Origin of the sequence: Paenibacillus sp. FSL P4-0127 (assembly GCF_038007325.1) — a bacterium.
GTDB classification, from domain to species: domain Bacteria; phylum Bacillota; class Bacilli; order Paenibacillales; family Paenibacillaceae; genus Fontibacillus; species Fontibacillus macerans.
Window position 1 is genome coordinate 962,387 of the sequence record NZ_JBBOWY010000001.1, and the last position, 26,268, is coordinate 988,654.

At 47.0% G+C, this 26,268-nt stretch carries 20 protein-coding genes; 6 read left to right on the top strand and 14 right to left on the bottom strand.

Going from position 1 to position 26,268, the window contains the following annotated elements:
* Nucleotides 1-107: 107 nt before the first annotated feature.
* The 3 genes from NYE74_RS04235 to NYE74_RS04245 all read left to right on the top strand — a co-directional run bounded on the left by NYE74_RS04235 (nucleotide 108) and on the right by NYE74_RS04245 (nucleotide 4,434).
* Complete coding sequence (locus tag NYE74_RS04235) at nucleotides 108-3,569, top strand: collagen binding domain-containing protein (RefSeq protein ID WP_213510135.1); 3,462 nt, start codon at nucleotides 108-110, stop codon at nucleotides 3,567-3,569.
* A gap of 431 nt (nucleotides 3,570-4,000) precedes the next feature.
* Nucleotides 4,001-4,177: a hypothetical protein gene (locus NYE74_RS04240; protein WP_240752237.1), complete on the top strand. Its 177-nt coding sequence runs from the start codon at nucleotides 4,001-4,003 to the stop codon at nucleotides 4,175-4,177.
* 26 nt (nucleotides 4,178-4,203) lie between these two features.
* Nucleotides 4,204-4,434, top strand: a complete 231-nt coding sequence (locus NYE74_RS04245) for a hypothetical protein (protein ID WP_240752236.1) — start codon at nucleotides 4,204-4,206, stop codon at nucleotides 4,432-4,434.
* 138 nt (nucleotides 4,435-4,572) lie between these two features.
* Here the strand turns inward: NYE74_RS04245 and NYE74_RS04250 are convergent, their stop codons facing one another.
* Nucleotides 4,573-4,890: a stalk domain-containing protein gene (locus NYE74_RS04250; protein WP_371860980.1), complete on the bottom strand. Its 318-nt coding sequence runs from the start codon at nucleotides 4,888-4,890 to the stop codon at nucleotides 4,573-4,575.
* A 116-nt stretch (nucleotides 4,891-5,006) separates the two neighbouring features.
* Here NYE74_RS04250 and NYE74_RS04255 point away from each other — a divergent pair, with 116 nt between their 5' ends.
* Nucleotides 5,007-6,221 (top strand): MerR family transcriptional regulator, encoded by a 1,215-nt coding sequence (locus tag NYE74_RS04255; RefSeq protein WP_196427449.1) that lies wholly within the window; start codon nucleotides 5,007-5,009, stop codon nucleotides 6,219-6,221.
* Nucleotides 6,222-6,357: 136 nt separating this feature from the next.
* The gene (locus NYE74_RS04260) at nucleotides 6,358-7,263 is read left to right on the top strand and encodes a methyl-accepting chemotaxis protein (RefSeq protein ID WP_316560525.1); all 906 of its coding nucleotides are present in this window, start codon (nucleotides 6,358-6,360) and stop codon (nucleotides 7,261-7,263) included.
* Between the two features lie 30 nt (nucleotides 7,264-7,293).
* Here the strand turns inward: NYE74_RS04260 and NYE74_RS04265 are convergent, their stop codons facing one another.
* The 11 genes from NYE74_RS04265 to NYE74_RS04315 form a co-directional block, all read right to left on the bottom strand.
* Entirely contained in the window at nucleotides 7,294-8,511 is a 1,218-nt protein-coding gene (locus NYE74_RS04265) for an extracellular solute-binding protein (protein WP_316560524.1), read from the bottom strand.
* Between the two features lie 145 nt (nucleotides 8,512-8,656).
* Nucleotides 8,657-9,364, bottom strand: a complete 708-nt coding sequence (locus NYE74_RS04270; RefSeq protein WP_316560523.1) for a hypothetical protein — start codon at nucleotides 9,362-9,364, stop codon at nucleotides 8,657-8,659.
* A gap of 71 nt (nucleotides 9,365-9,435) precedes the next feature.
* The gene (locus NYE74_RS04275) at nucleotides 9,436-9,924 is read right to left on the bottom strand and encodes a Pycsar system effector family protein (protein ID WP_316560522.1); all 489 of its coding nucleotides are present in this window, start codon (nucleotides 9,922-9,924) and stop codon (nucleotides 9,436-9,438) included.
* A gap of 257 nt (nucleotides 9,925-10,181) precedes the next feature.
* Nucleotides 10,182-11,441, bottom strand: coding sequence for a nucleotide-binding domain-containing protein (locus tag NYE74_RS04280; RefSeq protein WP_316560521.1), 1,260 nt, complete (start codon nucleotides 11,439-11,441; stop codon nucleotides 10,182-10,184).
* Nucleotides 11,442-11,503: 62 nt separating this feature from the next.
* The gene (locus NYE74_RS04285; protein WP_316560520.1) at nucleotides 11,504-14,641 is read right to left on the bottom strand and encodes a type I restriction endonuclease subunit R; all 3,138 of its coding nucleotides are present in this window, start codon (nucleotides 14,639-14,641) and stop codon (nucleotides 11,504-11,506) included.
* An 18-nt stretch (nucleotides 14,642-14,659) separates the two neighbouring features.
* Nucleotides 14,660-15,958: a restriction endonuclease subunit S gene (locus NYE74_RS04290; protein WP_316560519.1), complete on the bottom strand. Its 1,299-nt coding sequence runs from the start codon at nucleotides 15,956-15,958 to the stop codon at nucleotides 14,660-14,662.
* Complete coding sequence (locus tag NYE74_RS04295) at nucleotides 15,948-17,471, bottom strand: class I SAM-dependent DNA methyltransferase (protein WP_316560518.1); 1,524 nt, start codon at nucleotides 17,469-17,471, stop codon at nucleotides 15,948-15,950. The genes NYE74_RS04290 and NYE74_RS04295 overlap by 11 nt, the downstream gene beginning before the upstream one ends.
* A gap of 15 nt (nucleotides 17,472-17,486) precedes the next feature.
* The gene (locus NYE74_RS04300) at nucleotides 17,487-18,941 is read right to left on the bottom strand and encodes a restriction endonuclease subunit S (RefSeq protein WP_316560517.1); all 1,455 of its coding nucleotides are present in this window, start codon (nucleotides 18,939-18,941) and stop codon (nucleotides 17,487-17,489) included.
* 396 nt (nucleotides 18,942-19,337) lie between these two features.
* Nucleotides 19,338-20,027, bottom strand: coding sequence for a hypothetical protein (locus NYE74_RS04305; protein ID WP_316560516.1), 690 nt, complete (start codon nucleotides 20,025-20,027; stop codon nucleotides 19,338-19,340).
* Nucleotides 20,028-20,045: 18 nt separating this feature from the next.
* Nucleotides 20,046-20,600: a hypothetical protein gene (locus NYE74_RS04310; protein ID WP_316560515.1), complete on the bottom strand. Its 555-nt coding sequence runs from the start codon at nucleotides 20,598-20,600 to the stop codon at nucleotides 20,046-20,048.
* A 303-nt stretch (nucleotides 20,601-20,903) separates the two neighbouring features.
* Nucleotides 20,904-22,226 carry an IS1380 family transposase gene (locus NYE74_RS04315; protein ID WP_316560535.1) on the bottom strand — a complete coding sequence of 441 codons (1,323 nt, stop codon included), beginning with the start codon at nucleotides 22,224-22,226 and terminating at the stop codon, nucleotides 20,904-20,906.
* Between the two features lie 152 nt (nucleotides 22,227-22,378).
* On the opposite strand from NYE74_RS04315, the gene NYE74_RS04320 reads away from it, so the two are divergent.
* Complete coding sequence (locus NYE74_RS04320; protein ID WP_316560514.1) at nucleotides 22,379-22,948, top strand: hypothetical protein; 570 nt, start codon at nucleotides 22,379-22,381, stop codon at nucleotides 22,946-22,948.
* Between the two features lie 473 nt (nucleotides 22,949-23,421).
* Here NYE74_RS04320 and NYE74_RS04325 read toward each other — a convergent pair whose 3' ends face one another.
* Both NYE74_RS04325 and NYE74_RS04330 read right to left on the bottom strand, forming a co-directional pair.
* The gene (locus tag NYE74_RS04325) at nucleotides 23,422-23,871 is read right to left on the bottom strand and encodes a hypothetical protein (RefSeq protein WP_316560513.1); all 450 of its coding nucleotides are present in this window, start codon (nucleotides 23,869-23,871) and stop codon (nucleotides 23,422-23,424) included.
* Between the two features lie 51 nt (nucleotides 23,872-23,922).
* Nucleotides 23,923-26,238: an AraC family transcriptional regulator gene (locus NYE74_RS04330; protein ID WP_316560512.1), complete on the bottom strand. Its 2,316-nt coding sequence runs from the start codon at nucleotides 26,236-26,238 to the stop codon at nucleotides 23,923-23,925.
* Between the last annotated feature and the right edge of the window lie 30 nt (nucleotides 26,239-26,268).

Sequence of the window (26,268 nt, forward strand, 5' to 3'; positions counted from 1 at the left end):
ATTACCCTATCGACATGTTGTCCGATGGATGCATGGCCCGAATTGCGCACGGAAGGCGGATCGGAACCGAATATAATGAGGGTGATGTAGAGACAGAGGGAGAGATTATGAGGAAAAAGGTTTGTGGAATCGTTGTGGCATTGCTGTTGCTGATGCAGACGCTGTATGGCGCATCCGTTTGGACGGCGAACGCAGCGGCCGGCGTGCAAGAATCAACGGGCAGCGCGCAAGAATCCGTGACGGATAGCGTATATGACCGGCCGGCGCCAGTCGCCAGGCCAGTCGCCAGTGCGGAGAGTATTTTAACCAAAGTCGTGTTAACCGATTTAAACGGTACCGTGATTGATGCGGTGTATAATCCCGATAGCAGTTTGGACGTCGGCGCGGCCGTCAACCTCAGCTATGAATGGGAGCTTCCAAACGGACACGGCTACAAGAATGGAGATACATTCAGCTTCGAGCTGCCGCGGCAGTTTGAAATTTTTACGGATATTGATGCCCCGCTTCTTGCCGATCAAGGGAAAGTCGGCCGGTTTACGGTCGATCTGAACGGGAAAGTTGTGATGACCTTCAATGATTACGTGGAGAGTCATTCCAACATCGCCGGCAAGCTGGAAATTCGTACGGAATTTAAGAAGGAAGTCCTTAAAGGCAGTACGGAAGTCGTTATTGCCATTCCAGTAAAAAGCGGAGTGCAGACCGCTATCGTGAATCTGAAGCCGAAGGGCGGAAAGCTGATCGAAAAGCAAGGGAAAGCGATCGGCAAAGATCGGATCGATTGGACGGTTCAAGTTAACAAGTCGCTGGAAAAAATCAAGCACGCGGTGATCACTGACGCACTGCCTGAAGGTTTGGAGCTTATTGCTGACTCTGTGGAGGTTTACCGTTTGCAAGTTAACGGTGACGGATCGGCGGCCCTTGGCGACAAGGTAGATTCCGGCAAATATAAGGTCGAAACGAACGGTGGCGCGAAACTGGAGCTTGCGTTCCAGGATGAGACGATCGGCAAGGCTTATGAGATTCGCTTTTCGACGAAGCTTACCGGTGAGCAGTCGCGCTTTGAAAACACCGCTGTCTTGTCCGGCGACGGAACGGAAGATGCCAAATCGACCGCTACGGTAACGGTAAACCGCGGCCAATTTTTGGATAAATCGTTTAGCGTGGATAACAGCACCGGAATCATCACTTGGACTGTGAAATACAATTTCAATGAAAAGAAGATTCCAAAAGAGAAAGCGGTCATCACGGATGAATTCAGCGAAATTCATACATGGATTGCCGATTCGCTGAAGGTGTACAACGGGGATTCGAAGGCTGATAAAGATCTGGTTGCCAAGGATGAATACACCGCCGAATCGGCGGGTAAGAACGGATTCAGCCTTCAATTCGAGAAGGATATCGATTCGCCTTATACGATCGTTTACCAGACGAAGCCGGTCGATCGGACGATCGCCGACGGGAAGCAGGTGAAGAACAAAGTCGTGTCGGGTGATGCGTCCAAGGAAGTGACCACCCCGGCCCAAGGAAGCCGCGCTCTGGTGAAAGGCGTACAGAACATCGATTTTGCCGGCAAAACGGCGAAATGGCTGATTACGGTCAACGGCGATAAACGGCCGGACGGCGGCAAGTACAGCATGAAGGATGTAGTCATTACGGATACGTTCCCGCAGGGCGGTCTTGAATTCGTTCCGGATTCCATGATCGTAAAAGCGGATGGGAAGCTCGTTCCTAAAAGCGATTATAAGGTTGAGTACGACAATGTACGCAGCGGCTTTGTCATCAAGTTCCTGAAGACCATTGACACCACGTATACGATCGAGTATGAAACGAAGTTTAACATCGGCTGGCTGAAGGAGCGAAAGCTCGATTTTAAGAACAGAGCTGTCATGACGTGGACCGAGGACGGCGAGAAGAAAGGGCCGATCCAACGGGAAGCCGCCTTCTCCTCCGACGATTATACGAAAAACAATGGCGGTAAAGACGGCAGCTACGATCCTGTCAACAAAGAGATCACGTGGAACATTAAGATGAATTACAATCTCGATCCGCTTGACAAAGCCATCGTAACGGATGTTCTGAAGCAGGAGCAGAAGTTTGTTCCGAATTCGGTAAAGGTGTATGCGATGGAGCTGACGGGGGGACGCAATGGCGTTAAGAAGGGCGCTGAAGTTTCGGCTGCTCAATACGAGGTGACGGAACCGTCCGAAGCGAACGGAAACAAACTGACCGTTCAATTTAAGAACAAGATCGCATCGGCCTATTGGATCGAGTTCAAAACATCGCTGCAGGACACGTTGATTGTCAAGACGATGGATAATACCGCTGAGCTGTGGAACGGCAGCGATAAAGCGGCGATATGGAACGCCAGCGTGACGATTCCGCATGGCGGCGAGTACGTGACGAAGAAAGGCGCCCAAAATGGAAATAAAATCGATTGGACGATTCGCATTAATGAAGGCCAGTCGCATATTTCCAACGCCAAAATTATCGATTATCCAAGCGTGAATCAGGTTTTGATCGAAGATTCGTTCCGCCTCTACAAAGCCAAGGTCAATGCAAACGGTGAAGCGGTCAAAGCGGAAGAATTGACCAAAGGGAAGGACTACACGTTAACCATCACAAGGCTTGACGGCGATCAAGAGACGTTTGAATTAAAGTTCACGGACGCCATCTCCACGGCTTATATTTTAGAATACCAGTCGTTCATTGCCGCTGGAGATAAAGAAGCTGTGCAAAATAAAGTAGCGCTCGAAGGAGATCAGCTGAAGACCGAGCTTAGGGAAACGACGGAAGAGGTCATTGTCCGTACTTCCTCCGGTTCAGGTTCGGGCGGCGGCGTAACGGGCAGCCTGGAAGTGACGAAGGTGGACCGCGACGACAACACGAAGCCGCTGGCGGGAGCGAAGTTCGCGCTTTACGATGCAGCGGGCAAACGGGCGCCGAACGTAATTACTACGGATGCGGAAGGCAAAGCCCTGTTTACGAAACTGTTGTATGACGATTATATTTTGGAGGAGTTAGCCGCTCCGGAAGGATATAAGATCGATCAGGCAACTTGGAACGTAACGATCGACTCCAGTATTACGAGCCAAGGCAATGTGCTGAAAATGACCGTAACGAACAGCAAGGTACCCGTTAAACCTGGCGAGCCGTCGAATCCGTCCGATCCGTCCGATCCGTCCGATCCGGGCAATCCCGGGAACCCAACGAGACCGGACCGTCCATCGACTCCGGTAACGCCGGGCGATCCTTCGACTCCGTCAAATCCGGAGACGCCGCCGACCGGCGAAGTAGAAGTGCCGGATGAAGATATCCCGAGAGGCGAACCGGCAACACCTCAAACGCCTTCGGCGGATGATTCGGAAACGCCTACCGTTGATGTCGGAGAAGAGGATATTCCACGCGGCGAGCCGAAGCCGGAGAAGCCGAAGCCGCAAACTCCGGCATCGGAGAAGCCGGTATCCATGCTTCCGAAGACCGGTGAAGAAAGCCGTTATCCGTACTATTTGACGGGTCTCGGACTGATCGTTCTCGGTGTATGGTTAAGCCGCAGACGACTAACCAAGTAACAATATTTCCGGGTGCTTCGGCTCCCCTTGTCCTGGTAGCAGGCAGGGGGAGCCGTTGTTTTTTTTGAGAAAGTTAGGATTTCTAAAATTGAAGTTGGCATCGAAAATTGGGGGGAGTTGGCTTTCGGGAGTTATGAGCCTAATTTATAGATTCACATGCCACCCAATGATAACGCATACTTCCTGTGTTACCGCCGCGTACATAGCGGACATTAAATTTCCGTAAATGTTGGTGAATTCTGTGCCATTCGTCAAATGAAATGGTGATTTGGTCAAAATATCGGCGCTAACTTCTTTCGGTATGAACGTCATTTCATGATGCGCTTATCAGATAATCTGACTATTCTTAGTTTTATAGATATCGATACAAACTATCTGCTGAACTTTTCATATTCTATACTAGATTAAGCAGAAGGGAGGCGCTGTATATTATGGCTAAATATTACATCCTTTCGCCTGCAAGCAAAGCTAAAGGAATTTCTAAAAACAGAAATAAGAACAAATCCAAAAACATTGCCGCTAACAAAGCGAAAATCATTCAACGTACAACAGTTAAAGTAAATGTGCCCGGCCATGAAAAAAACATTGAGAAACACAATTATTATTAGAACAAACAGAAGGGAGTAATGTTTTTATGCCTAGATCGAGATCAAGATATTACGTTCTTTCGCCCGCAAGCAAAGCTAAGGGAGTTTCTAAAAACAAAAATAAGAACAAATCAAGAAACATTGCCGCTAACAAAGTAAAAGCGATTCAACGCACAACCGTTAAAGTGGTTTTGCCTGAAATGAAAGAAAGCATAGATGCTGGTATTAGAATTAGCTATTATCCCGCAGTTATTGCGGGATTTTTTTTATTATTATAATCAGGAAATAAGTGGAATAGGGCCTTGTTGGCCATAATCATCCATGTTCCGAGGACTGGGAACGCCGATTCCGGAATATTATCCATTAAAAAAGCCCTTTCCGCTGTTCATTCAGCAGAAGGGGCTTTGCTTAAGACGCTACTGATCCTCGGAAATATAGAAATTGTTTTTCCCGATTTGGATATTCTTGAGCGAATTTTTGCTGCCGGGAGCGTGATCGAAGAAAAGGCTGCGGACGACGGTCCCGTCCGCGTAGGTGAGGACGAGCGTATCCGTAGCGTCGAGTGAGGCCAAGATCAGGTCCGTGCTCTTGAACGTGCCGTCGCTTGATACTCCGCTGGTTTTATCCCACTTCACTTCCAGTCCCATCGCTTCAAAAAGCGGACGGACCTGCACAAGGGTCGTACCCCCGACCGTAATCGGCTGTACCTGATTCTCCCTGATCTTATCTTGGATAAACTAAGCATAGACTACCCACTTTTCCTGTGTCCTCCAAGGTGCAAAAGTCGCTTTTTTGACACAATTATCCTGCGGAATTAGTAATATTGAACGGTTATTGATGATGAAATTCCTTGCCTTACAACAATATTACTGGTAAAGAAGTAGTATTCGCAGGTTCCAAGAAAAATGGCGATGCGCGGATAACCGATACTAACTTGCTGGCAGCTATTGCAACGACAATCCGGCGGCTGAACCTTCAAAATAGCGGCATTTTCTGTCCTTATGTTTTGCTGATCGTGCCATTGACTTTGACGTCGCGGCGTCCTATAGACTTCATGTTGAAGGGGAGGAGGGTTTTTATGGAACTTGCAACCATTAGCGAAGTATCGAGGTTTTTTCAAGTAACGACTCGAACGATTCGGTACTACGAAGAGCTCGGGCTGATCGCCAGTACGAAAAAGGAAGGCTATGCATACCGGACATATGACAAAGCCTCTCTTAGGCGTCTCGAACAAATCATGATTTTAAGGAAATTAAGTATTCCCTTAAAACAGATCGCGATTATCCTTGAACATGAAGACGCGGCAGCGGCTGTGGACATTTTTAAAGAACGAGTGAAGGAGCTGACGAGCACTATAGAGTCGTTGGCCACGATCAAAGAAATCATAACGAGGCTGATCGAAGAGTTGGAAAGAAACCATGCGCTTGAAATAAACCGCGATCTTTTGTGTGATGAAAGCATGCTTCATGAAATTGACTCCTTATCCTTATCTCATTTCGATCCAAGGGAGGAAAAGTCAATGAATGATCTAAACGCGGCAGCGGCGAAACTGCAAAAGCTTGAAAATGTGAGAATGATCCACGTCCCCCCCTGTACAGTCGCGGCGAGTCACTATGTGGGGGAGAACCCTGAGGAGAATGCCGGAGAGCAGCTCGCGGAATTCCTAAAGAAGAGCCGACTTTATAACGTGAAACCAGACGCTCGTGTATTTGGGTTTAATCATCCGAACCCTTCCGATGAGAAACCGTATTACGGGTACGAGTTTTGGGTGACGATCCCTGCCGAAATGGAAGTTCCGGCGCCGCTGGTGAAGAAGCGGTTTGCCGGCGGTATGTATGCGGCGCATACCATAACATTGGGGAACTTCCATGAATGGAAGTGGCTGTCCGATTGGGTTCATAATCATCCGAAATATGAAGCCAATATGTTGAATGACCATGGAGAGTTTATGGGCGGATTGTTGGAGGAACATTTGAATTACGTTTATCATTGCCATCTCAATTGGCCGGAGAGCGATGAGCATCAATTGGATTTGCTGTTCCCGGTCAAATTGAAGAACTCCTAATAAAAGGACGACAGGCTGCCGGAACGAACCGGCAGCCTGCTTCCGCTGCCAGCATGTCTATTTATTGTTCAGATGCAGTTGTTAAACTGGTATATTATGGTGCGCTGCTTTATTTAACAGTGAGAGGTGGACACAAATGATGAACAAACCGGCGGTAACGAACGAATTGGTCTTCAGAGCGATGGAGAAGAACTTAGCCATGATCCGTTTCGATATCGATCGTAAAGTGACCTATGTAAACGAGGTATTTGCCGATACCATGGGATATTCAATTGAGGATATAATGAAAATGCGGCATCGGGACTTCTGCTTTGACTCATTTGCTAATTCACCGGTTTATGAGCAGTTCTGGACGGCGCTGCTGTCCGGGCAAAGCTTTCAGGATAAGATTGAACGGAAAAATGCCCGTGGTGAAACAGTGTGGCTGGAGGCCACTTATATACCGATCTATGATGAACAGGAGTCCGAGGTCATCGGCGTCTCTAAAATTGCAACGGATATTACCCAACGCCAATTCAGCCTGTCCATGGTGGTTAAAGAATTGGAGGCGGCCTCTCAAGGCTTAAATCAGCATGCGGAAGCGGGAATCGGAAGGAGCCGGGAGCTGCTGCTCAGCGTGGACCGGATTGCCGAGTTTTCGGAGGATAACACCCTTACCCTTGAGGGGCTGCAGGAGCAAGCCAAGTCAATCCAGGGGATTGTGCAGACGATCCGCGATATTGCCTCTCAGACCAACCTGCTCGCCCTAAATGCAGCCATCGAGGCGGCCCATGCGGGGCCGTACGGCAGAGGGTTTGATGTGGTGGCCGCAGAGGTGCGCAAGCTGTCGGGCGAGGTGTCGGAATCCATCGTCAAGGTGCAAAACGCCATTAGCGGCATTACAAAGGAGATAACCGAGATATCGGACGGTATCCACCGCGTCCAATCTTCCATTGAGGAGAGTCAGCAACAGATACGAGTAACCATGGAAGACTTCAACAATATCGCCGCCTCCGCCCAAAAATTGGACGAGCAGGCACGGAACGTTGCGGCAAATATTTAAAATACGGCCTAGTTCCCCCAACCGGGGCAGTCACTTCACGGCATGCTGATGATACCACTCATTCGCTTCCCGCAGGACCTCGGTTCCGCCGGCCGCCATAAACTCCTGAACGAAATCATCGAATTCCTCCAAAGGACGGTCGCCTGTGATGAAAGAGATGTAGGCTTTGTTCCGCAGCTTAATGAGCTCGGGGCCATCCTTGATCAGGGAGGGAGTCGCCACTTCCAAGGCATTGTAGACACCGTCCCGGTCGAGGCCCAAGGCCTTAGCCCATTGCTCTCTTCGCGTTGTAGGCATCACAGGGATCGTCATGCCCAGATTGGCGCCGATCGTATTCTGATAGCTGAACATTCGGTCATAAGGAGGCAGCACAATGACATCCTCCTTTGCGGGCTCTGCCCATACCCAGTGCTTTCCCTTAACCCCGTATTTCAACGAAGCATCTTCTTCCGGGTCGGGATTGGCGCTGACATCGTCAAGAATCTGCAGGATCGTCTCCAGCTTGCCCGGCTCTTTGGCGGCGTCCGCGCCGATCGCGGTGAAGCTCATCAGCATGTCATAGGCTTTGGAACCTCGTTTGCCGTCGGGTCCGCTAAAGGGTTGACCAAACACAATCCGGGCCTGCGGATTTTTGGCGGTTAATTCCTTCGCATTATAGGCGGCTTCTACCGGAGTCTCCTTGCCCCCCGAATGGCCGTCGTAAGTCCATGCCGAATAATCGCCGTCTTGAATCCAGTGATAGTAGTTGCCCATTGAGGTCATGCCGATTCTTCCATTAATGAAAGCATGGGACAGATGTTTATAGCCCCCTTTATTCTCCCCGGTAATAAATTCCGGATCGATGATGCCGTCAAGGTACCATTTGCGAAGGTACTGCAAGGCTTCCTTCATTTCCGGCTCCAAAGCGCCGATCACCAGATTCCCGTCTTTCCTCCCGAAGTAGATCTGGTCCGCGAACACGATCTGCCCGAAGGCGCCAAACACCACATTCATCCCTTCGAGGGACAAACCGTAGGTATCCTTGATCCCGTTGCCGTCCGGATCCTCATTCGCGAACGCATAGATGACCTTTTCAAAGTCGGACAGCGTCTCCGGCATAGGCAGGCCCAGCTTGTCCAGCCAATCCTTCCTGTAAACTACAGGGATGCGATAAATGTTCGTGGGATTGACGACAGGAATGGCGTAATATTTCCCGTCGATTTTTCCGTAATCCCGGTAGGCGGGCGCATGTTCCCGGATGGCTTTCATGATGTTCGAAGAAAATAAAGTATTAAACTGTAATTGTTGATCTGATGCGGTTTTTGAGTTGGAAAATCGTCAGCTTTTGAAAAATAAGTTTTAGACTAAATTATCGACCACTTGAACTGTGGATGTCAATCGAGAAAATTAAGTATTAGACTACACCATACCAATGCTTTACGTCATGAGTCATCAGACTCTGTGGTAGGACCCGTTCATTTATAGCTTTTGCAGCTATTCTTCTGTAATGGATCGAAATTTCATAGTCCATTCCCACGGTAAATCCGTTCTCTTTAACAATCTTCTCAAGCTTATGGGCCATATTTACACCATGTCCGATACTAATAAGCTCATGATGGTTTTCGTTTCCAATTGTCGTTGCCACCGTTGATTCACCGCTCCACATACTAATTCGATAACCCCTGTAACCAAGTCTACTCATGTATGTTTGCATTTCATATGCGGCAGTAGCAGCTCTATATCTGGACAAAGATAGACCTTGCTCATTCCCAAGTTTCAAAAAATGGGCGCTAATCCCATCACCCGGAAATTTTTCTACAATGCCATTATTACGATATATGATGTCGGTAAGATTGCTAAACATTTCTGCGTAAGTGTCGATAAAATCCCGTTCACCACGATCACGAATGTTAGCAGATGAACCTTCTAGGTCGAATACAAATGTCACACCTGGTGTTTCTAATATTGCATTATCACCAACTTCTACATCTGTAATCGAGAAATGTTCATGAATAATTTGAGGATCTAAACTACCATAGATTGCCCTTCTAGTGAGCTGACCAGCCTGAAATAACTTATTAAGATCACTTGGGTTTAGCGACTTTTTTAATAATCGCTTCATGAAAATATCCCCACCTTTTTCATATGTGCAGAGTATGCTTTAACCCTTAACAACATAACACAAAATAATCCTTAAATAAGCAACCAGCCAGCTACACCTGAGATTGCACCCATAGTCAAAAAAATCACAGCGCGCTCAAAGTTCCGGTATTTCTTTATACATACTTGTGCTAATGAATAATTTTGGGTCGCTAAATCTTTAAGAAACTGAGCCTCTGGTTGTTGCTTAAGATGATTATAATAGTCCTCCTTCGTCGGGAAGGAACCAATACCTCCCCATGATAAATATAATTCTGTACTCTTAACATAACGGGGCCAAAGCACTCTCCATAAGATATAGTACAATGCGACAATGAGCGACAACAGCGAAACCATCAAGAATAAGTCAGATAATTTTAGCGCCGTAATAGTCCAACTGCTTTTTAAAGTTTCCGCAAATATACCAATTAATGCAACATTAATTCCCAGAGCAACCCCTGCTTTAGTATCAGCAAATTTAATATAGTCACTGATATAAACGGAATTATGCTTATGATAATCAAACTCTAGATTACTATTCATTATATCACCCCATACCAGAATTCTTGGTTATCGCTTCGTTTTCTATGCATCATTAAATAATCTCGTGCTCCGTGTTCTTTGATATAGAATGAGAAATCTGGAAAATCAAACACAATCGTTATAGTCGATAAATTTACGTAATCTCTCTACTCCTTTAAGAAGGTCCGAAATGGACTGGTTCCAACAGCTGTCCTTTGTCCATACTTTAATCAATTCCTGAGCAAGCTATAAGCAAAGCATTTCATTTGTGAACAACCTCACTTAAGTTCAACAAGCTTTGACCCTGTTAAATTTTTAAATGGCCGTCTATTGTCACTTACATAAATGCCAAACTTATCCCTTGCCATCAAGGTATTATCCCTATGATAGAGAGAGCATACCATATGATGATGTCCGTTATATTTCGTTGATTGATAACACACATACTTATTGTTGTACTTCTCCATTGGAAATTTCAAAGCACCATCATTTGTTGCTTCTTCCCCCGTGTTTTCTACATTCCATTTTATGTAAGATGGCTTAATAAATTTAGGTACTAATTCATACTTTAGATTTATTCCTTTCTCCAGAGCAAAACTGTTACTCCTATATTCAATCTCTTTCCCATCAATTAATAAGAAGCACTTAATTTCAAACTGATCAGGAGAGGCAATAGCACCAGCCCCCTCCTTTGGTAAAAATGGAAACTGACTAAGATACTTATTCCAGTTAAATAATCTCATCGAGTATTTGGGTGATTTAAGAATGTACCTATCCTCAACAATCTGATAATTTTCTTGGTAGGTCTTAATATCCAAGTATTCTTCAGTGAGGTCTAAATATTTATAAACATTTTCTCCAATCATTATACTATTTCCATTCGCTCTTGATTGTAATTTCGCGGCCAGATCCGTATGAAGACTAGTTGTTGTGATTTCTGTTATATCACCAATACCATACTTGGACCACAGAACGCTCTCATCATTTCCAATATCAATTCCTATTCGAATTTTTAAAGGTTCGAGGCCGTTTGTTTGAAAAAAGTTTGTTAATGTAGTCTTGTTAAATGCTTGCATTAAAGACGCAGCGTTTAGCGCATTAATAATAGCATCCGCCTTTTTCATACCTTTATGTCCAAAAAATGCAAATACCGCATCACCCTGCAACCTGTGTATATGTCCATCAAAAGCCTGAAAAATTTCAATAGCAGAACTCAAAATAGCATTCTTATAAAATCTTACATCTGGCAAATTGAACTTTAACCCAAGACGTGTTGATCCTGAAATATCCATGAAAACAGACACAATATAATGGTATTGATATTCATCTTCTCTTAGATTGCAAAAATCAGGGTGAGACCCGATACTAGATGAGAAGCACTGCCCAGGCTTTCCAAATAACCTTCTAATTTCTAATAATTGAGGTCTGGCTGAATCCGAATGCAGTTTTTGGGCCATTTCAAAGGCCACAGACTTTTTCAAGAGTTCATCTTGCTTATTAATAAAAAGTTGATCGAAGATATTGTTTATCTTTACCATATAACACCCCAATAAAAAATAGGTGTAGCAATCACCATTTAGCTAGCTACACCCGTTGTCAGTTAATATTTAAATTCTCCCGTCTCTGTCTGCGCCATCAATTCGGCTTGCTGAAGCACCAGATCAATGGCCATCTTCTCCAGATCCGGCGGGTAACCGTATTTCTTCAACAGCCGCTTGACGGTAATCCGCATTTGCGCCCGTACATTCTCACGAAGCGTCCAGTCGACTTTGATGTTGCTTTTGATCGCTTGGGTCAGTTCATGTGCGATCTGCTTCAGCATCAGATCGCCCATCAGTTCTTTGGCCGATTCGTTCGAAGCTAAAGCTTCATAAAAAGCCAGTTCTTCTTTGACCAGACCGAGATCTTCGCCACGCTTGACAGCCTCGTTCATTTCTTTGGCCATTTGAATCAGTTCTTCGATGACCTGAGTCGTCTCAATGGTACGGTTGTTGTATTTCCGGATCGCTTCCTCCAGCATCTCAGAAAATTTCTTCGATTGCACAATACTGGTCCGAGAAACGGCCTTCACTTTACCCTGAAGCAGCCTGCGAAGAAGTTCCACCGCCAGATTCTTCTGCTTCAACCCGCGCACATGTTCCAGGAACTCATCCGATAGGATCGCGATGTTGGGTTTCTGCAAACCTACCGCTTCCAGAATATCAACGACTTCATCGGATACGACCGATTTCGAAATGAGCTGATTCAACTCGGCGTCGAGTTCTTTCGTCGTTTTCTTCCTGTTCTCATCAGTTATCAACTTAATAATACCAGATTTTACCGCCTTGAAGAAGCTAATTTCGACATTAACTTCCTCAGCGGCGGGAGTCGTCGCGCAAAGCGAGAAGGCTCTTGCTAATTCCGTCGTCCAATTTAGGAAGTTCCGCTTGCTCTCTTCACCCAATCCGAGAACGTAATCGACCGTCTCAACAATGGCCTTCATCCGTTCGGATGCTTTCTCCGAAGCGAATTTACTGTAGTCATACCCATGAAGCAATTCGCGGATGAGCTGCAGCCTTTCCAGCATAAAGTCAACGGCCTGGTCCGTGTCGATACCGGCGGTTTTGCGGTCATTTTCCGTATATTGTTGAAGCGCCGATTTCAGCAAATCCGCTATTCCGATGTAATCGACGATCAAACCACCCGGCTTGTCGCGGAATACCCGATTCACACGGGCGATCGCCTGCATCAGGTTATGGCCTTTCATCGGCTTGTCGATATACATGGTATTCATGCTCGGCACGTCAAACCCGGTCAGCCACATATCACGGACAATGACGATCTGAAGCGGATCGTTCACATCCTTCATACGTTTCGCAAGATGTTCACGGCGCCGCTTGTTGCCGATAAAAGGTTGCCACTCCTCCGGATCGCTGGAACTTCCGGTCATGACAATCTTAATCTTGCCTTCATTATCGTCGTCACTATGCCAATCCGGTCGGAGAGCAACAATCGCTTTGTACATATCGATGGCAATCCGCCTCGACATCACAACGATCATCGCTTTGCCGAAGCCGGCTTTCTGCCGCTGCTCGAAATGTTCGACAACATCCTGAGCGACTTTCTTAACCCGCTTCTCCGTACCGGCCAACGCTTCTAGCCGAGCCCAACGCGACTTCAAACGCTCCCGCTGCGTATATTCCTGATACTCCGTAATTTCCTCATACTCGCTGTCGATGACTGGGCGCTCCGCCTCCGACAACTCCAGGCGGGCAATTCGACTTTCGTAATAGATTTTGACCGTCGTTCCGTCTTCTACAGCTCGGGTCATATCGTAAATATCGATGTAGTCACCGAAAACAGCAGGCGTATTTTTATCTGTCAATTCAACCGGCGTTCCGGTAAAGCCAATATAAGAAGCGTTCGGCAACGCATCGCGCATATACTTGGCGTAGCCATACTTAATGGCCGCTTCGTCTTCCCCGGCGACCATTTCCGCCTGAAACCCGTACTGGCTGCGATGCGCCTCGTCTGCGATCACGATCACATTGCGGCGTTCCGTAAGTACAGGATACTTGTCTTCATTTTCATCAGGAGTGAACTTGTGAACCGTTGTGAAAATGATCCCGCCCGACTCCACCGACAAAAGCTCACGCAAATGAGTCCGATTTTCCGCTTGCTGAGGCGTTTGCCTGAGCAAGTCCTTCGACTTGCTGAACGTGCTGAACAACTGATCGTCCAGATCGTTCCGGTCCGTCACCACGACGATCGTCGGGTTGTTCAGCGTCAGAACAAGTTTTCCCGCGTAGAAAACCATGGACAAGCTTTTACCGGAGCCTTGCGTATGCCAGATGACGCCGATTTTGCGATCACCTTCGTCCATCGTCGCACGTTCCGTACTTGCAATTGCCTTGTTGGTGGCATGGTATTGGTGGTATCCCGCCAATATTTTGAACAGATGCTCCCCATCGGTCTGAAACAGCACGAAATGCTTGATAATGTCGAGCAACCGACTTTTCTCGAACATCCCTTTCACAAGCACTTCAAGCTGGGGCAGGGAGGAGGGCGCCACGTCATCGCCGTCGATCGTGCGCCACATCATAAACCGATCTTCATTGGCGGTCAACGTGCCTACCCGCGCATTCACACCGTCACTGATGACCAGGAACGAGTTGTACGTGAACAGGGACGGTATCGCTCCTTTATACGTCTGCATCTGATTGTAGGCATCGCTGATCCCGACTTCTTCGTTGGAGGCGCTTTTCAATTCAAATACGGCGATCGGCAATCCATTTACGAACACGACGATATCCGGGCGCTTCTCTCCCTGATTTTCAACGACGGTAAACTGGTTGACGACCAGAAAGTCGTTGTTGTCGATCCGGTCCGGGTCGGTGTCGAACAGCCATACTTTCTCTGTCGGATATTCGCCGTTGGCGGCTTGATACTGCACGTCGATCCCATCGGTAATCATCTTCTGGAACGCCTTGTTATTGATCAGCAGGCTGGGACTGCGCGGCACTTCAACGACCTTGATCGCTTCCTCTATCGCTTCCCGCGGCACATGTTTGTTGATACGAATGAGCGCATCGCGCAGCCGGTCTTTCAGGATGACATCATGGTAAAACTGCCGTTCGGGATACTCGCCTTCGGGAGAAATATCCGGACCGTAAGCTTTCCCGTAGTTCAGTTCCTCGAACCACTCCAGTGCGGCCTGCTCCAGGTCGCTTTCGGTGTAGGACGTCGTATAGTAGGCCATCGTTGCACCTCCTTTGGGTTAGGGTTGATAAGTTACGCTGCTCTCCGCAACCTTTGGCAGGTCGGCAACATTGTGATCCCGCTCGACAGGAACGCGGATCTCGCCGGACATCAGTTTTGGGAGAAGGGTGTCGCGGATTTGGGTTAAGTACTCATTTTGTCTTTGATAGTATTCTGCACAGTTAATAACTTGGTCAAGCACAGAGCAGATTTTATATTGAATCTCAATCGGAGGAATAATTATTTTTAGTTTTTTTAAAGTATTTGTGGTTAAACTTCCCCTTATGCTATTACTATCAGAGATTTGCCTTAATTCTTCGTATCTAGTACTAAGATTAAAAAACAAATAACTGGGGAATGTACTGCCTTTTTTTGCTCTTACAGCTATTATTGATTGATTAATATAAGTATCAACTAAACAAATAGACGTTTGACCTCTTGTTGAGCCTTGGCCAGCTGATGCAATTACTACATCATACTTTTTAGCTAATCTTGTAGATGAATTTTCTACACCGTCTTGTGTAATTCTTTTTTCTGTAGAAATAATATATCTATTTCTTGTTTCACCTGAAGACAACCAAAATAAATCACCATTCCAATAAGCTTCATTTTTAGTTGAAGGTGTACCTCCGCTAAAAATCATCTCACAAAGATCATCTAAAATACCAACTCTCCAACCCTTCGGAATCAACCCCAACTCACTTTCCTCAAACTCGCCGCCGCTGGACTTATACGGTTCGCCGTTTTCATTCGGAAACTCAAAGTCCACAAACCACCGCTTAAAAAGGGCTTGGGCCAATTCTTCAAGGTTTTTGTTGATGGCGTTGTTAAGTTCGATCTTATTATCAATACTTTTGAATAATTTAGAGATATTAATTCGTTCTTCTCTAGGCGCTATCAAAACATCCAACTGGATAAGTGTATCTTTAGACACGTTAGGAAACGTAGATCCAGTCGCAATGTTAAGTATGTGTGGAAGGTTGTAATCAACTAGAGCCTTAATATAATGTTCCTCTCCAATGTATTTCGGTGAAATTGAGGCTAATCCTCTACCTATTGCATATTCACGATCAGCCCAATTCATCCTGCCAACCGTTGAGCCCCTAACGCAAAACAATAAATCACCTTTCTTGGCTATCTTTTTGGGATCTGTTGTATATTGAACAGGGGTGGGATAGCTGGTTCCGAATTCTGTTGGACCATTTAATAATGGTATCCCTATTCCGTTTAGATTACAGTCCTCACCTTTTGGCGATTGACCCATTACTACTAAAGCCACCTCATCTAATTTCGCACAAATAAATCCATTAGAACTCAAACCCAATCCCCCCAAGCCGCTTGCAGATTTCTTCTTCCAGTTGCCGGGACTTGGCGAACTGCTCCGCCAGCTCCGAAGTCAGCCGTGCCATTTTATCCTCGAACGGTTCTCCGTCTTCTTCCACATCTTCAACCCCGACATAACGGCCTGGTGTCAGAATGTATTCGTGTTCCTGCACTTCCGCAAGCTTCGCCGCTTTACAGAAGCCTTTCACATCTTCATACGTACCGGCTTCAGCTTGACCGCGCCATGCGTGGTACGTATCGGCGATCTTCCGGATATCCTCCGTACTCAACTCGCGATGTGTCCGATCCACCATATGGCCCATTTTGCGAGCATCGATAAACAGGATTTCACCACGGCGGTCCCGAAGGCCCTTTGGCGCTTTATTTTTGGCAATGAACCAAAGACAAACCGGAATTTGCGTGGAATAGAACAATTGACCCGGCAAGGTGACGATACAATCGACCAGATCGGCATTAACCAGCTTGCTGCGAATCTCGAACTCCGCCGTCGTACTTGTCGACATGGAGCCGTTCGCAAGTACAAAGCCTGCAACACCGCTGGGCGCAAGCTTGTTCACGATATGCTGAATCCACGCATAGTTGGCATTCCCAGCGGGAGGTACCCCATACGCCCAACGAGCGTCTTCTGTCAGTCGTTCGCCGCCCCAATCGCTGATATTGAATGGCGGATTCGCCAGGATGTAATCGGCCTTCAGGTTTTTATGTAAATCATTGTGAAACGTGTCCGCATGATGCTCTCCAAGATTGCCGTCGATGCCGCGAATAGCGAGGTTCATTTTGCACAACTTCCACGTTGTTGGATTCGACTCTTGCCCATACACCGCGATATCGCCGATGCGTCCCTGATGTTCCTCTACAAACTTCTCACTCTGCACGAACATGCCGCCGGAACCACAGCAGGGGTCGTATACGCGGCCCTTGAACGGCTGAATCATCTCAACGAGCAGGCGAACCACGCTGTTCGGGGTGTAGAATTCGCCGCCATTCTTGCCTTCCGCGCTAGCAAATTTGCTAAGGAAGTACTCATATACCCGACCCAAAACATCCTTCGAACGGCTCTCTTCATCGCCGACCTTGAACGAGAACAGGTCGATTACTTCGCCAAGGCGGGTTTTATCCAGCGCTGGCCTAGCATAATCCTTCGGCAGCACGCCTTTCAGCGACGGATTTTCCTTCTCGATGGCAATCATGGCATTATCAATGATCTGCCCGATTTCCGGCTTTTTCGCGTTATCCTTGATATGGCTCCAGCGCGCTTCCTTCGGTACCCAGAAGATATTTTCTGCCACGTATTCGTCCCGGTCCTCCGGATCAGCATACGGTTCATGTTTCAATGCTTCATATTTTTCTTCAAATGCATCCGACACATATTTCAGAAATAGAAGGCCAAGCACTACATGCTTATACTCCGCTGCATCCATACTGCCGCGCAGTTTATCGGCCATGCTCCATAATTTTTCCTCGAATCCAATGTTCGCTGTTGCCATGATCCTAATTCCTCCTCAGTAGAGTTCCTCGTATAACTGGCTCTTCACTTGTTCCCAGCGATTCGTCGCTTCCCGAACAACTTCTTTATATCGTTCTTTTTCCCGTATATATTGCTCTATTAACTCGTGCTGCTTATCTTCCGGTACCAGAGGCAATTCCAATTCCGCCACATCCGCCGGGTTCAGATTCATTACAGTCGTCCCCCGCTGGAAGCTTTGAATAAGGGCCGTCCCGACCGGACTTTCCAGGAACATTTTGGCAAAATGACTCTTGATGGCCGACTTGAATCGGATCACGATCATATTCGAGGAAGCGATGACCATCCCTTGAGCCTCCGGAAATACAGCCAGCTTGTTCACGGTGCCGCGGCACGTCATGACCAGGTCACCCGGGAGAATCTCGTAACGTTTCACTTTCCTCTCTTCCTCGTCAATCGTTTCAAGCTGATCCAATAGCACTTCGCCGTCATCCAGATTGGATATATTCAGCACCTTAATGTTCCCGGGCTTTAGATCCTGCTTAAGAATCGATTTTCCCCGAAAAATTTCTGCCACATCGCGCAACTTCACTTTCGGGGTTGCCGCTTGCTGGAACGAACGAAGTATATCCTGATCTTCATCCAGCAGCAGTTCGATTCGCCAATGATCCAGCTCTCGGAACTGATCCGGATGGATGGTAATCTCCCGTTCCCCCACAAGCTTTGACTTCTCCATATGGAGTCGCCCGAGGATCACCTCTTCCACAGGCACTTTGCCGAAGTCAACCTGATAGGTCTTGATAGAAGTGTAGGGACGAAACAAGCCGTCCGGAAGCGAATAGATCGTTTGCACCGGCGCCTGTTCATTCATTTTCTTCCGCCAGCTGGCGATCGCGCCGGATTGAAACAGCATCCGTGCAGGAAAGGTCACGCTCAATCTCCCGCCGTCTTGCAAGAGTGGAAGGAGGTAGCTGGCCGCTGCGCCTTCGGATTCCCGAACCGCGACATCGTCATCGTTCATTTTCATCCCGAAATTCGGCATCGCCAGGATCGCGTCGAATTGATGTTCTGCAGGCAACGGTTGATAAATGGACCCTTGAACGATGCGGATATTGGAATAGGGCTCGAAATACGTTTTGAACAATCTGCCTATGATGTAGTTTTCCGTTAACAATGTGATTGTCCATGGTCGATGGTAACATTTCGTTTCGATGAGTCCTTTGATATACTTTTCAGCTTCTGCAAACAGAATGTTCTTGCAACCATGTCGCTCACACTGATCGACAAACCGCTCGACGATTCCTGGATGGACGACAATGCTCCCTGTAACACGATCTTGTTGGATGGTGAGCATGGCGTATTCCAACAAGTCCATATCCTTGCCTGCATGGTATAATTTATAAAATAAATCCCGATCGCCGGGAAAATGGCCTAATTCTTTGTCTAAGGCGCGTTCCTTCATCCACTGAAACAGCTTCTCAGGTTCCGTCATTAGCTCCGTTTCGGCCAACTGTTGCTGTTTCAGAAGTTGTTGCGTCCGCTTTACTCGAATGGCCTCGCGAAGCAACTGATCACGTGTTGATATATCGTGGAGCAGACAGATATTCCAGAACGATTCAATCAATTTATCACCTTCTTTCAAGATAAAAGTTAGGTTATTTCCTTATTTTATAATCGAGAAATTTATAACAAGAAGATTCGGGATTAGTCCCTTTTGATCAACATAACTCCTACCCAAATACTACCACGAATAAATCAAGTATTTCAATACTAAATTTAAGTATATCTATTTTAAATCAAAATGAGGTTAACCAGTTAAGTTGGCTAACCTCATAATACGAGTTTATTTTACAGCCCCCCTTGTTAGTGGGAGAGTATCCGGCTAAATTTATTTTAAATCTATACTATGGGCATCTTTATATTCTTCGAGTAATTTATTCTGAAATTCTTCAAAACCTCGAATGTCATCTATTACCTTTTCGCTAATTAATTTGTTATATAATTTGTCTATATAAAGTGTTTTTTCATATTCTTTGAATACCAGATCACTGTCCCAAAATTCCTCTTCAGAAAGTCCAGTTAATTTAATTCTCTGGTTCATTATCTCTCTAATAAGAGCTTGATTTTGAGCATCAACCTCTTCACTTTTAAGCATATTTTTTTCCCGATTTATAACCTCTTTAACTTCACCCTCTGTTACAGTGATACCTATTTTTTTAGCATGTTGTACCGTAATTCGTTTTTTCAGCATCTCATCTATTAATTCCTGATCTGTAGGAAGACTGGCTATTTTATCTGAAGAGTTGTCTAATGTTGCGTTCAATTGATACATAAGTTTAATGTTTACTTTGTAAAAATCAAATTCCGATTTACTTATTTTAATGTCATCCCCCGAGAACATATAATTGCTTTTTCCTATAGAGTTATTTTGATCTTTCAGTTCACTAAATGCATTTTCTATCATTTTTTTTTGTTCATCTGTAACCAAATACTTATTAGTTGCAAATACGTATAAAGATGAACTAACTGCTACAAGTAATACTATACAAGATGTTATAAGAAATCTCATTTTATGCATTTTTCTCCCTCCTTGTTATTAGTTACTAAACGATAGTGTGTCCGACACAGTTCCACTACTCAAGAGAAAGCATTTACTAGGCGATGGTTGGGCATACCCTTCATTTTGGAATGTTGCAGTGAATGTACCACCAATTTGTCTACTCCAATCACTACCACTATTTTTCCCTGAGATAGCAACTGTACCCGGCTCTGTCCAATAAGAAGAAGTATATGGTAAGTTTATAGTACTGTTCTTAAATGGATCGCTCATACTTGTATAATTACGAACATTAATCTGAGTTCCACATGCAGATGCACCATAAGAATATCCAGGTGGTATTCTAACACTGCTATCGGATTTGGAGAATGTGATTGTTGAGCCCGAAGTGCCTGAGTATGTTATCGTACTTTGAGCGATTAGACTGATTGTGAAAGTAATTCCTCCATCAGGTCCATATTGTAGAATGCTCTTGGGAGTTTCGCTAGTCTTAGTTGCTGCGGAAGCAATTACCGGATTAAAGATGGTTAGAAGCAGACTACTTACTAAAGTGAAAACTAAAGTGGATCTGAGATGTTTTTGATTACTAGTCATAAGTAAAATCCCTCCTAAATATAATTTCTTAAGATAATCTATATGGAATAGATATCTTACTTCTCTAGTATACTCCAAACTGGTAATTATTTTCAATTTATTGCATACCTGAATCCGTGATATTTGCTAAATCGTTCTAATGTGACGGATTCAAAATCAGATTATACTCTCCTGGAGATGGCCACCGGGATGGATTTGCCAATCCTTTGAAGCTTCAATGAGGCCTGAACGACAAATTTGTGCATGCCAAATAAACCTGCGAAATTGCAGGTTTTGAGTAAAACGATTCGTTTCGATCCATGCTCATGCAAACGCGTGGTAAATCCGCTCCAATACGGGGGACCATGGGCTGTTCTTGCCAAAGTTAAACCGGGCGTGTCGTATCAACCGCACCGCCATGTAGATGATATTCTGGATCACCGTCCGAATCCGGCGTCGCTGCACATTGCCGCGTATAGGCGCATCGTCTTTGCGCAGACTCTCCTGCCCCATGATGCGCAGCAAATTGTACGCAAACACGCCTGCGTGCAACACGAGATGATTGGTTTCAAATTTCCCGGACGGCAACCGTTCCAAATCCAGATCCGTCTTGATTTCACTATGAAATTGCTCGCTGGTGCCGTGATCCCGGTATAACTCAATCACCCGCCATGGTGCACAGCGAAGCGAAGTCCAGTATACATCCACTTCCAGTTCGGGAACCAGCAGGATTTGTCCATCTCGGTCAATCGTTCGCTCGATCACATGGAAGACTTGTCGAAGAGGGCGGTCAAATCCTTTCTCCGGAAACTCGATGAACCCGACATATTCTTTCTTGCCTTCGCGTTGCTCGCAGCAGATGCCCGAGGTCTCGGCAACGTGCAACCAGGCCTCCTTGGGGTCCCTGCGAAGGTTCACTTTGATGATGTAGTCCACATTCTCACGGTGACACACATGCAGATTCTCGAGGCTGTCGTTTCCTGCATCCATGCGCACGAGCATCGGCTGATCCGTGATGCGCCGTGCATAGGCAATACTTTGGGTCAAGAATGCCGCGGTGCCGTTCTGGACATGGGTGCTGCCTTCCCGCAATTCGACATTGACGCCGTACCCCTCTTGCCCCAGATAGGCAAAGATCGGCGCATAGCCGTCCACGCCTTTGTACGTGCGAGAAACGCCTTCTTTCTTGGTACCGGAGTTGTCGAAGGGGGAAACGTCGATGTCCAGCGGGATGTAAACACGAGATCCGGCCTGAACTCCGGTCAACGGCGCCTGGATGCGACGGATCAGATCAGCGGATTCCTCAAGCAGAATCTCGTTCCATCCCGCCTTCGTTTCCGCCGCGCGCTCCAGGCGTTGGCGAAGCGTCGGGCTGGAGGGCACGCGCTGCAGTTGCAGACTGATCTGAAAGACATCGTCGTTCCGAAACGGCTCAATGTGATCGAAATCGCTTTTTCCTTGACACAGCAAGCCGATGTAGCTTTTCATCACGTCGGAGTGAGAATGATACGGATGTTCTACATCTGTGAGTCGGGTATGGTTAAGGCGTTTTGTGAGTTTGGTATGTGCCAGCAAGGCACCGACGGTAGCGAGACCGGCATGGGTGGACAGAATGAGTTCGTTGGATCGGACAAAACGGATTTTCATCATGCACCCCACAGGTGAATGGCTTTGAAGGTTCCAAATACTTGAATAATTCGCCTTCTTGGCTGCATTTTCCTGTGTCCGCCTCAGGATTTATTTGTTCAAGTTCACGGATTCAGGGCATAATTAAGGAATATGACAGGAGATGATCAATTTTGAAAAAAATCATATTTGTTTGCTTCATTATTGCTCTTCTGCTGCTAGCTGGTGGTTGTGGAACTGGGAAACAGAATCATGCCTCACCTATTGCTGAGGAGATCAATCAAACTCCCCGATATTCCGCAGGATTATCAATAAGAGATGGAGTAGCAGTATGGGACCCGGGCACAGATTGTTGCCAATCTTTTGAAGAAACCCTGCTGGAAGTACCTTTTGAGGTTCCCATTCCTAAAGTTCCTTTTCCGATTACCCATCAGTCTGCCGATATCGTCCCAGCTAACTTTGATTTGATCCAACTGACCTTTGCTAATGAAGAGCGCGGAGAGCAACTGATATTGGCCGTTTCAAATTCGCAGGTCAAATCCAAGCCGGACGGAAAAAAAGGTCCTAAATTAAACGACGGGACACAAACCTGGATCCAAAGCACACCGAACTTAAGCGGGCTATATTGGAGAAATAATGGATTAACCTATGCATTAGCATCGAACAAGGTTGAAGATGGTGACTTTGTTCCTTTGTATAGTATCTCTGAACTTGTTCAGATAGCCAACTCTATTGGAAATTAACTATTTTACTTAGCCAGACATCAGTATTGTGGCTCTTCGCTCTACTCGGTGGGTAGAACCCTACAGCCCCAAGGCTTTTCCCTCTCTTCCTATCCCCTTCTCCCTAATCCTCCCTGCAATTAATGTCGTGATAAGAAACGGGGCAAAATTGAGTTCAGGATGAGCAAAATCGGGGGCAAAAAAGCAATTAAAGTCGAACGAAAGGCAGGGAAAAGACAGGGAAAAAACAGGAGATAGGGCTAATGATAATCGGAGAAAAAATCGGAGGAAATCATCGAGAAAAACACGAGGAAAACGTTCGAACCCCTTGCCCCGCTTGCATTTCCTCTTCCTCCCTGTCATCCGCTTTCCCCTGCATTTACGGGTCTTGCGACCCTTTTGAAACAGAGAAAAAAAGCCGAGGAAAAACAGGAGTGGATCCCCCGCTTCTCGCTCGGCTCGTAGCACGACTATTTAATCTTTAGTACGACTGTTTATGCTTTGAGATGACTTTGATTGCTTTCTACAAAATTGATATAGGGGGCATATTTGATCAGCTTGTCTTCGGGAATTTCGGCCAGAAGGCCTTGCTGTTGATATTTGAGCAGGTCCTGCGGCTGCCGAATCCTGAAAAGATCGGGAATTGCGCCTTGCGCTAATTGGATGTCCAGGAGCGCTTCATATTTATTGTTTTCCAGATTCCAGACGTCCAGATCCACGTGAAATTTATCTTCCACATACCGCACCATCTCCGCATCCTCCGGCACCGGCAGGTTTTGATGCATCGTCCAGGAAATCTTGTACTGCGGGGTGACGGAAGCCTTTTTCTCCTGAATATCCACGGCGGCAGACAGGTTGCCTGGCGGTGTGCCGCAGCCGCTGCCCAAACCTAACACGGCCACAGCGAAAAGGATGGTGAAACGCCGTAATTCCTTCTTTTTCATGGGGAGTCCTTCTTTCATCATGATCCTGCTTCCGCCGGCCGGCCGAAGCGGCTAACCCTGGTTCACCATATTTCGCAAATAGTTTCCCGGTGTACAGCCGTACGTTTCCTTGAATCTCTTGATAAAATAGGCCGCCGTCCCGTAGCCGACCGTACTCGCGATTTGTTCGACCGTCATATTGTTGTTCTCGATCAGCGCCCTGGCCCGTTCCATACGCCGGCCGGTGACGTAGTCGGTATAGGTGACGCCGAGCTCCTCTTTAAAGAGCTTGCTTAAATACTTAGGACTGATAAACACTTTGGCGGATACCGCCTCCAGAGACAGGTCTTCGGACAAATGGCGTTCGATATACTGCTTGGCCGATTCAATCGTGGAGACGGCTCTTTCGCTATTCCGCTTCTCCGTGTGATGGATGAAAGCGGCGGCCGAATCCACCAGCCAATCCCGAAAGTCATGGATATTGCGAAGCTCGATGTACTGATTGTACAGATCCAAATGTCCTTGAACAGGTGGGGTATAGCGGACGCTTTTTAAATAATCGGAGTAGACGAACACGATATTCGCCAGAACAAAGTGGCAGTAATCGGCGGGGTACATGCCTTCCCGCATAGCAGTAACAAGCTGCTTGACCGCCGTTTCGATCTCATGGAGCTGACGCGCGTGCAATTTTTCCCTGAACCTTGCAAGTACCGATTGCGGAATTTCGTCAAGGCTGTTCTCCCGTTCCAAGAGGCGCAGGTCCTTCAAAATGGAAACCTCCGGCAGGAAATAAGCGTATTTTATCAAGGTCCGGGCTTCGTTATAGCTGATGTGGACATCGGCCATCCTCCGCACCCAAGAGCCCCACGAGAGTTGAAGTTCCAGATGCTGCTGCTTGCTCTCCGATAACACCAAACGGGAGAACTGCTCCAATAGAGCGTCGGACGCTTCACGGGCGCAAAGGATCACTGCAATCTTCTTATCCGGCAGTTCTTCGGCAATGATCCGGCTCTCCGGCGGACAAACCGCCTCCAGCCGGGCGATCATCCGCTGCATGACCACCTGCATATCTCCGGAGCTTAATGCGGCAATGGCGCCCCCCGAATTGAGGAGCAGGCAGCAGTAATGCTTGAACTCCCGGGAGATGCCCAGGCATGGCAGCTCTTTCGCCAATGTCTCGCGGGTAAAATCGTTGTGCAGAATATTCATTACAACATTGCGCTTGATAATCGGGCCAGTGGCCTGCAAGGTCTCTTCCAGGCTGCTGACTTTATCGCTAAGCCTGGTGAAGGCGGAGTCAATCATCCGATACTCATTTGTTGCAGGTTCAGGCGTATGGCCGGTCAGATCCTTGATTTTCATGGCCAACCGTTTGATCGGGCTATAGTTGACTCCGGCCAAAATCCCGGATAGCAGAGTGCCCAACAGAAGGGCAAGCAGGCATATCCCAAGGGTCAGCTTTTGCACGACCAGCGATTTTTCATAGAAGAAGCTGGAGGGCATGGCGCTGTACATTTTCCAGCCGGTGGACGGAAGGGTTTGGTAGGAAACCACATAGGCGATGCTGCCGATCTTGTCGAGAAAGCTTCCGGCATCCGCCCCGGACTCCGTTACCTTGGCGATGCTGAAGTCGAAATCGCTCTGAAGACCTGATGTATCCTTGTCCGAACCGTTGATCATGCGTCCCCACCGGTCCAAAATAAACGTACTCTCATATTGCGAAGGCATCATATTCCGGATAATCCCGTTCACCGCGCTTTCCTTCACATCGATGGCGATGATCAGGTCGCTGTTCTCGCCGGAGGACTGAAAGGGATAACTGTGCGCGTAAGTGAGCAAGTTATTGCCGTTGCCGCCCGGGACGTTGGAGAAAATATCTTCCGGGATCCACCTTGCCGGGGTCCACAGGCTGTTTTGCTTGTGCTTGCGCATTCCGTCCATCCAGTCCGCCAAAAATTCGGCGCCGTCCCCTTGATCGGCATTGTATTTTAGCCCGTAAAGCGATGAAAGCATGACATTCCGCTTGGGATCGTACAGATGTACCGCTTGCACGATATCCGAATGGGCGGCCACCTCCGACTTCAGCAGCGCCTGGAGGTCGATCGCGCCGGCCGGATGCTTTGGTATGGAAGCATCGGCGAATAAACGAAGATCGGCGGTTTTGTCCAGCGATAGTTCCAGATAGACCTGCTGGGCCCTCTGAAGCACCGAAGTTTCAATCGTATGGGCTGTATTCTCAAGAATCATCCGACTCTTGTCGCGCAGTTCCTCCTTATATTTGCCCGAGAAATAGAAATAGAAGACAGTGCAGAGCAATAGGACGATGACAAGCACCATGGATACATATGAAATAACCAGGCTGGCAAATGCTGAGTTCCACTTTTTCAAAGCTTACTCTCCTCCCCGGCGGCATTATAC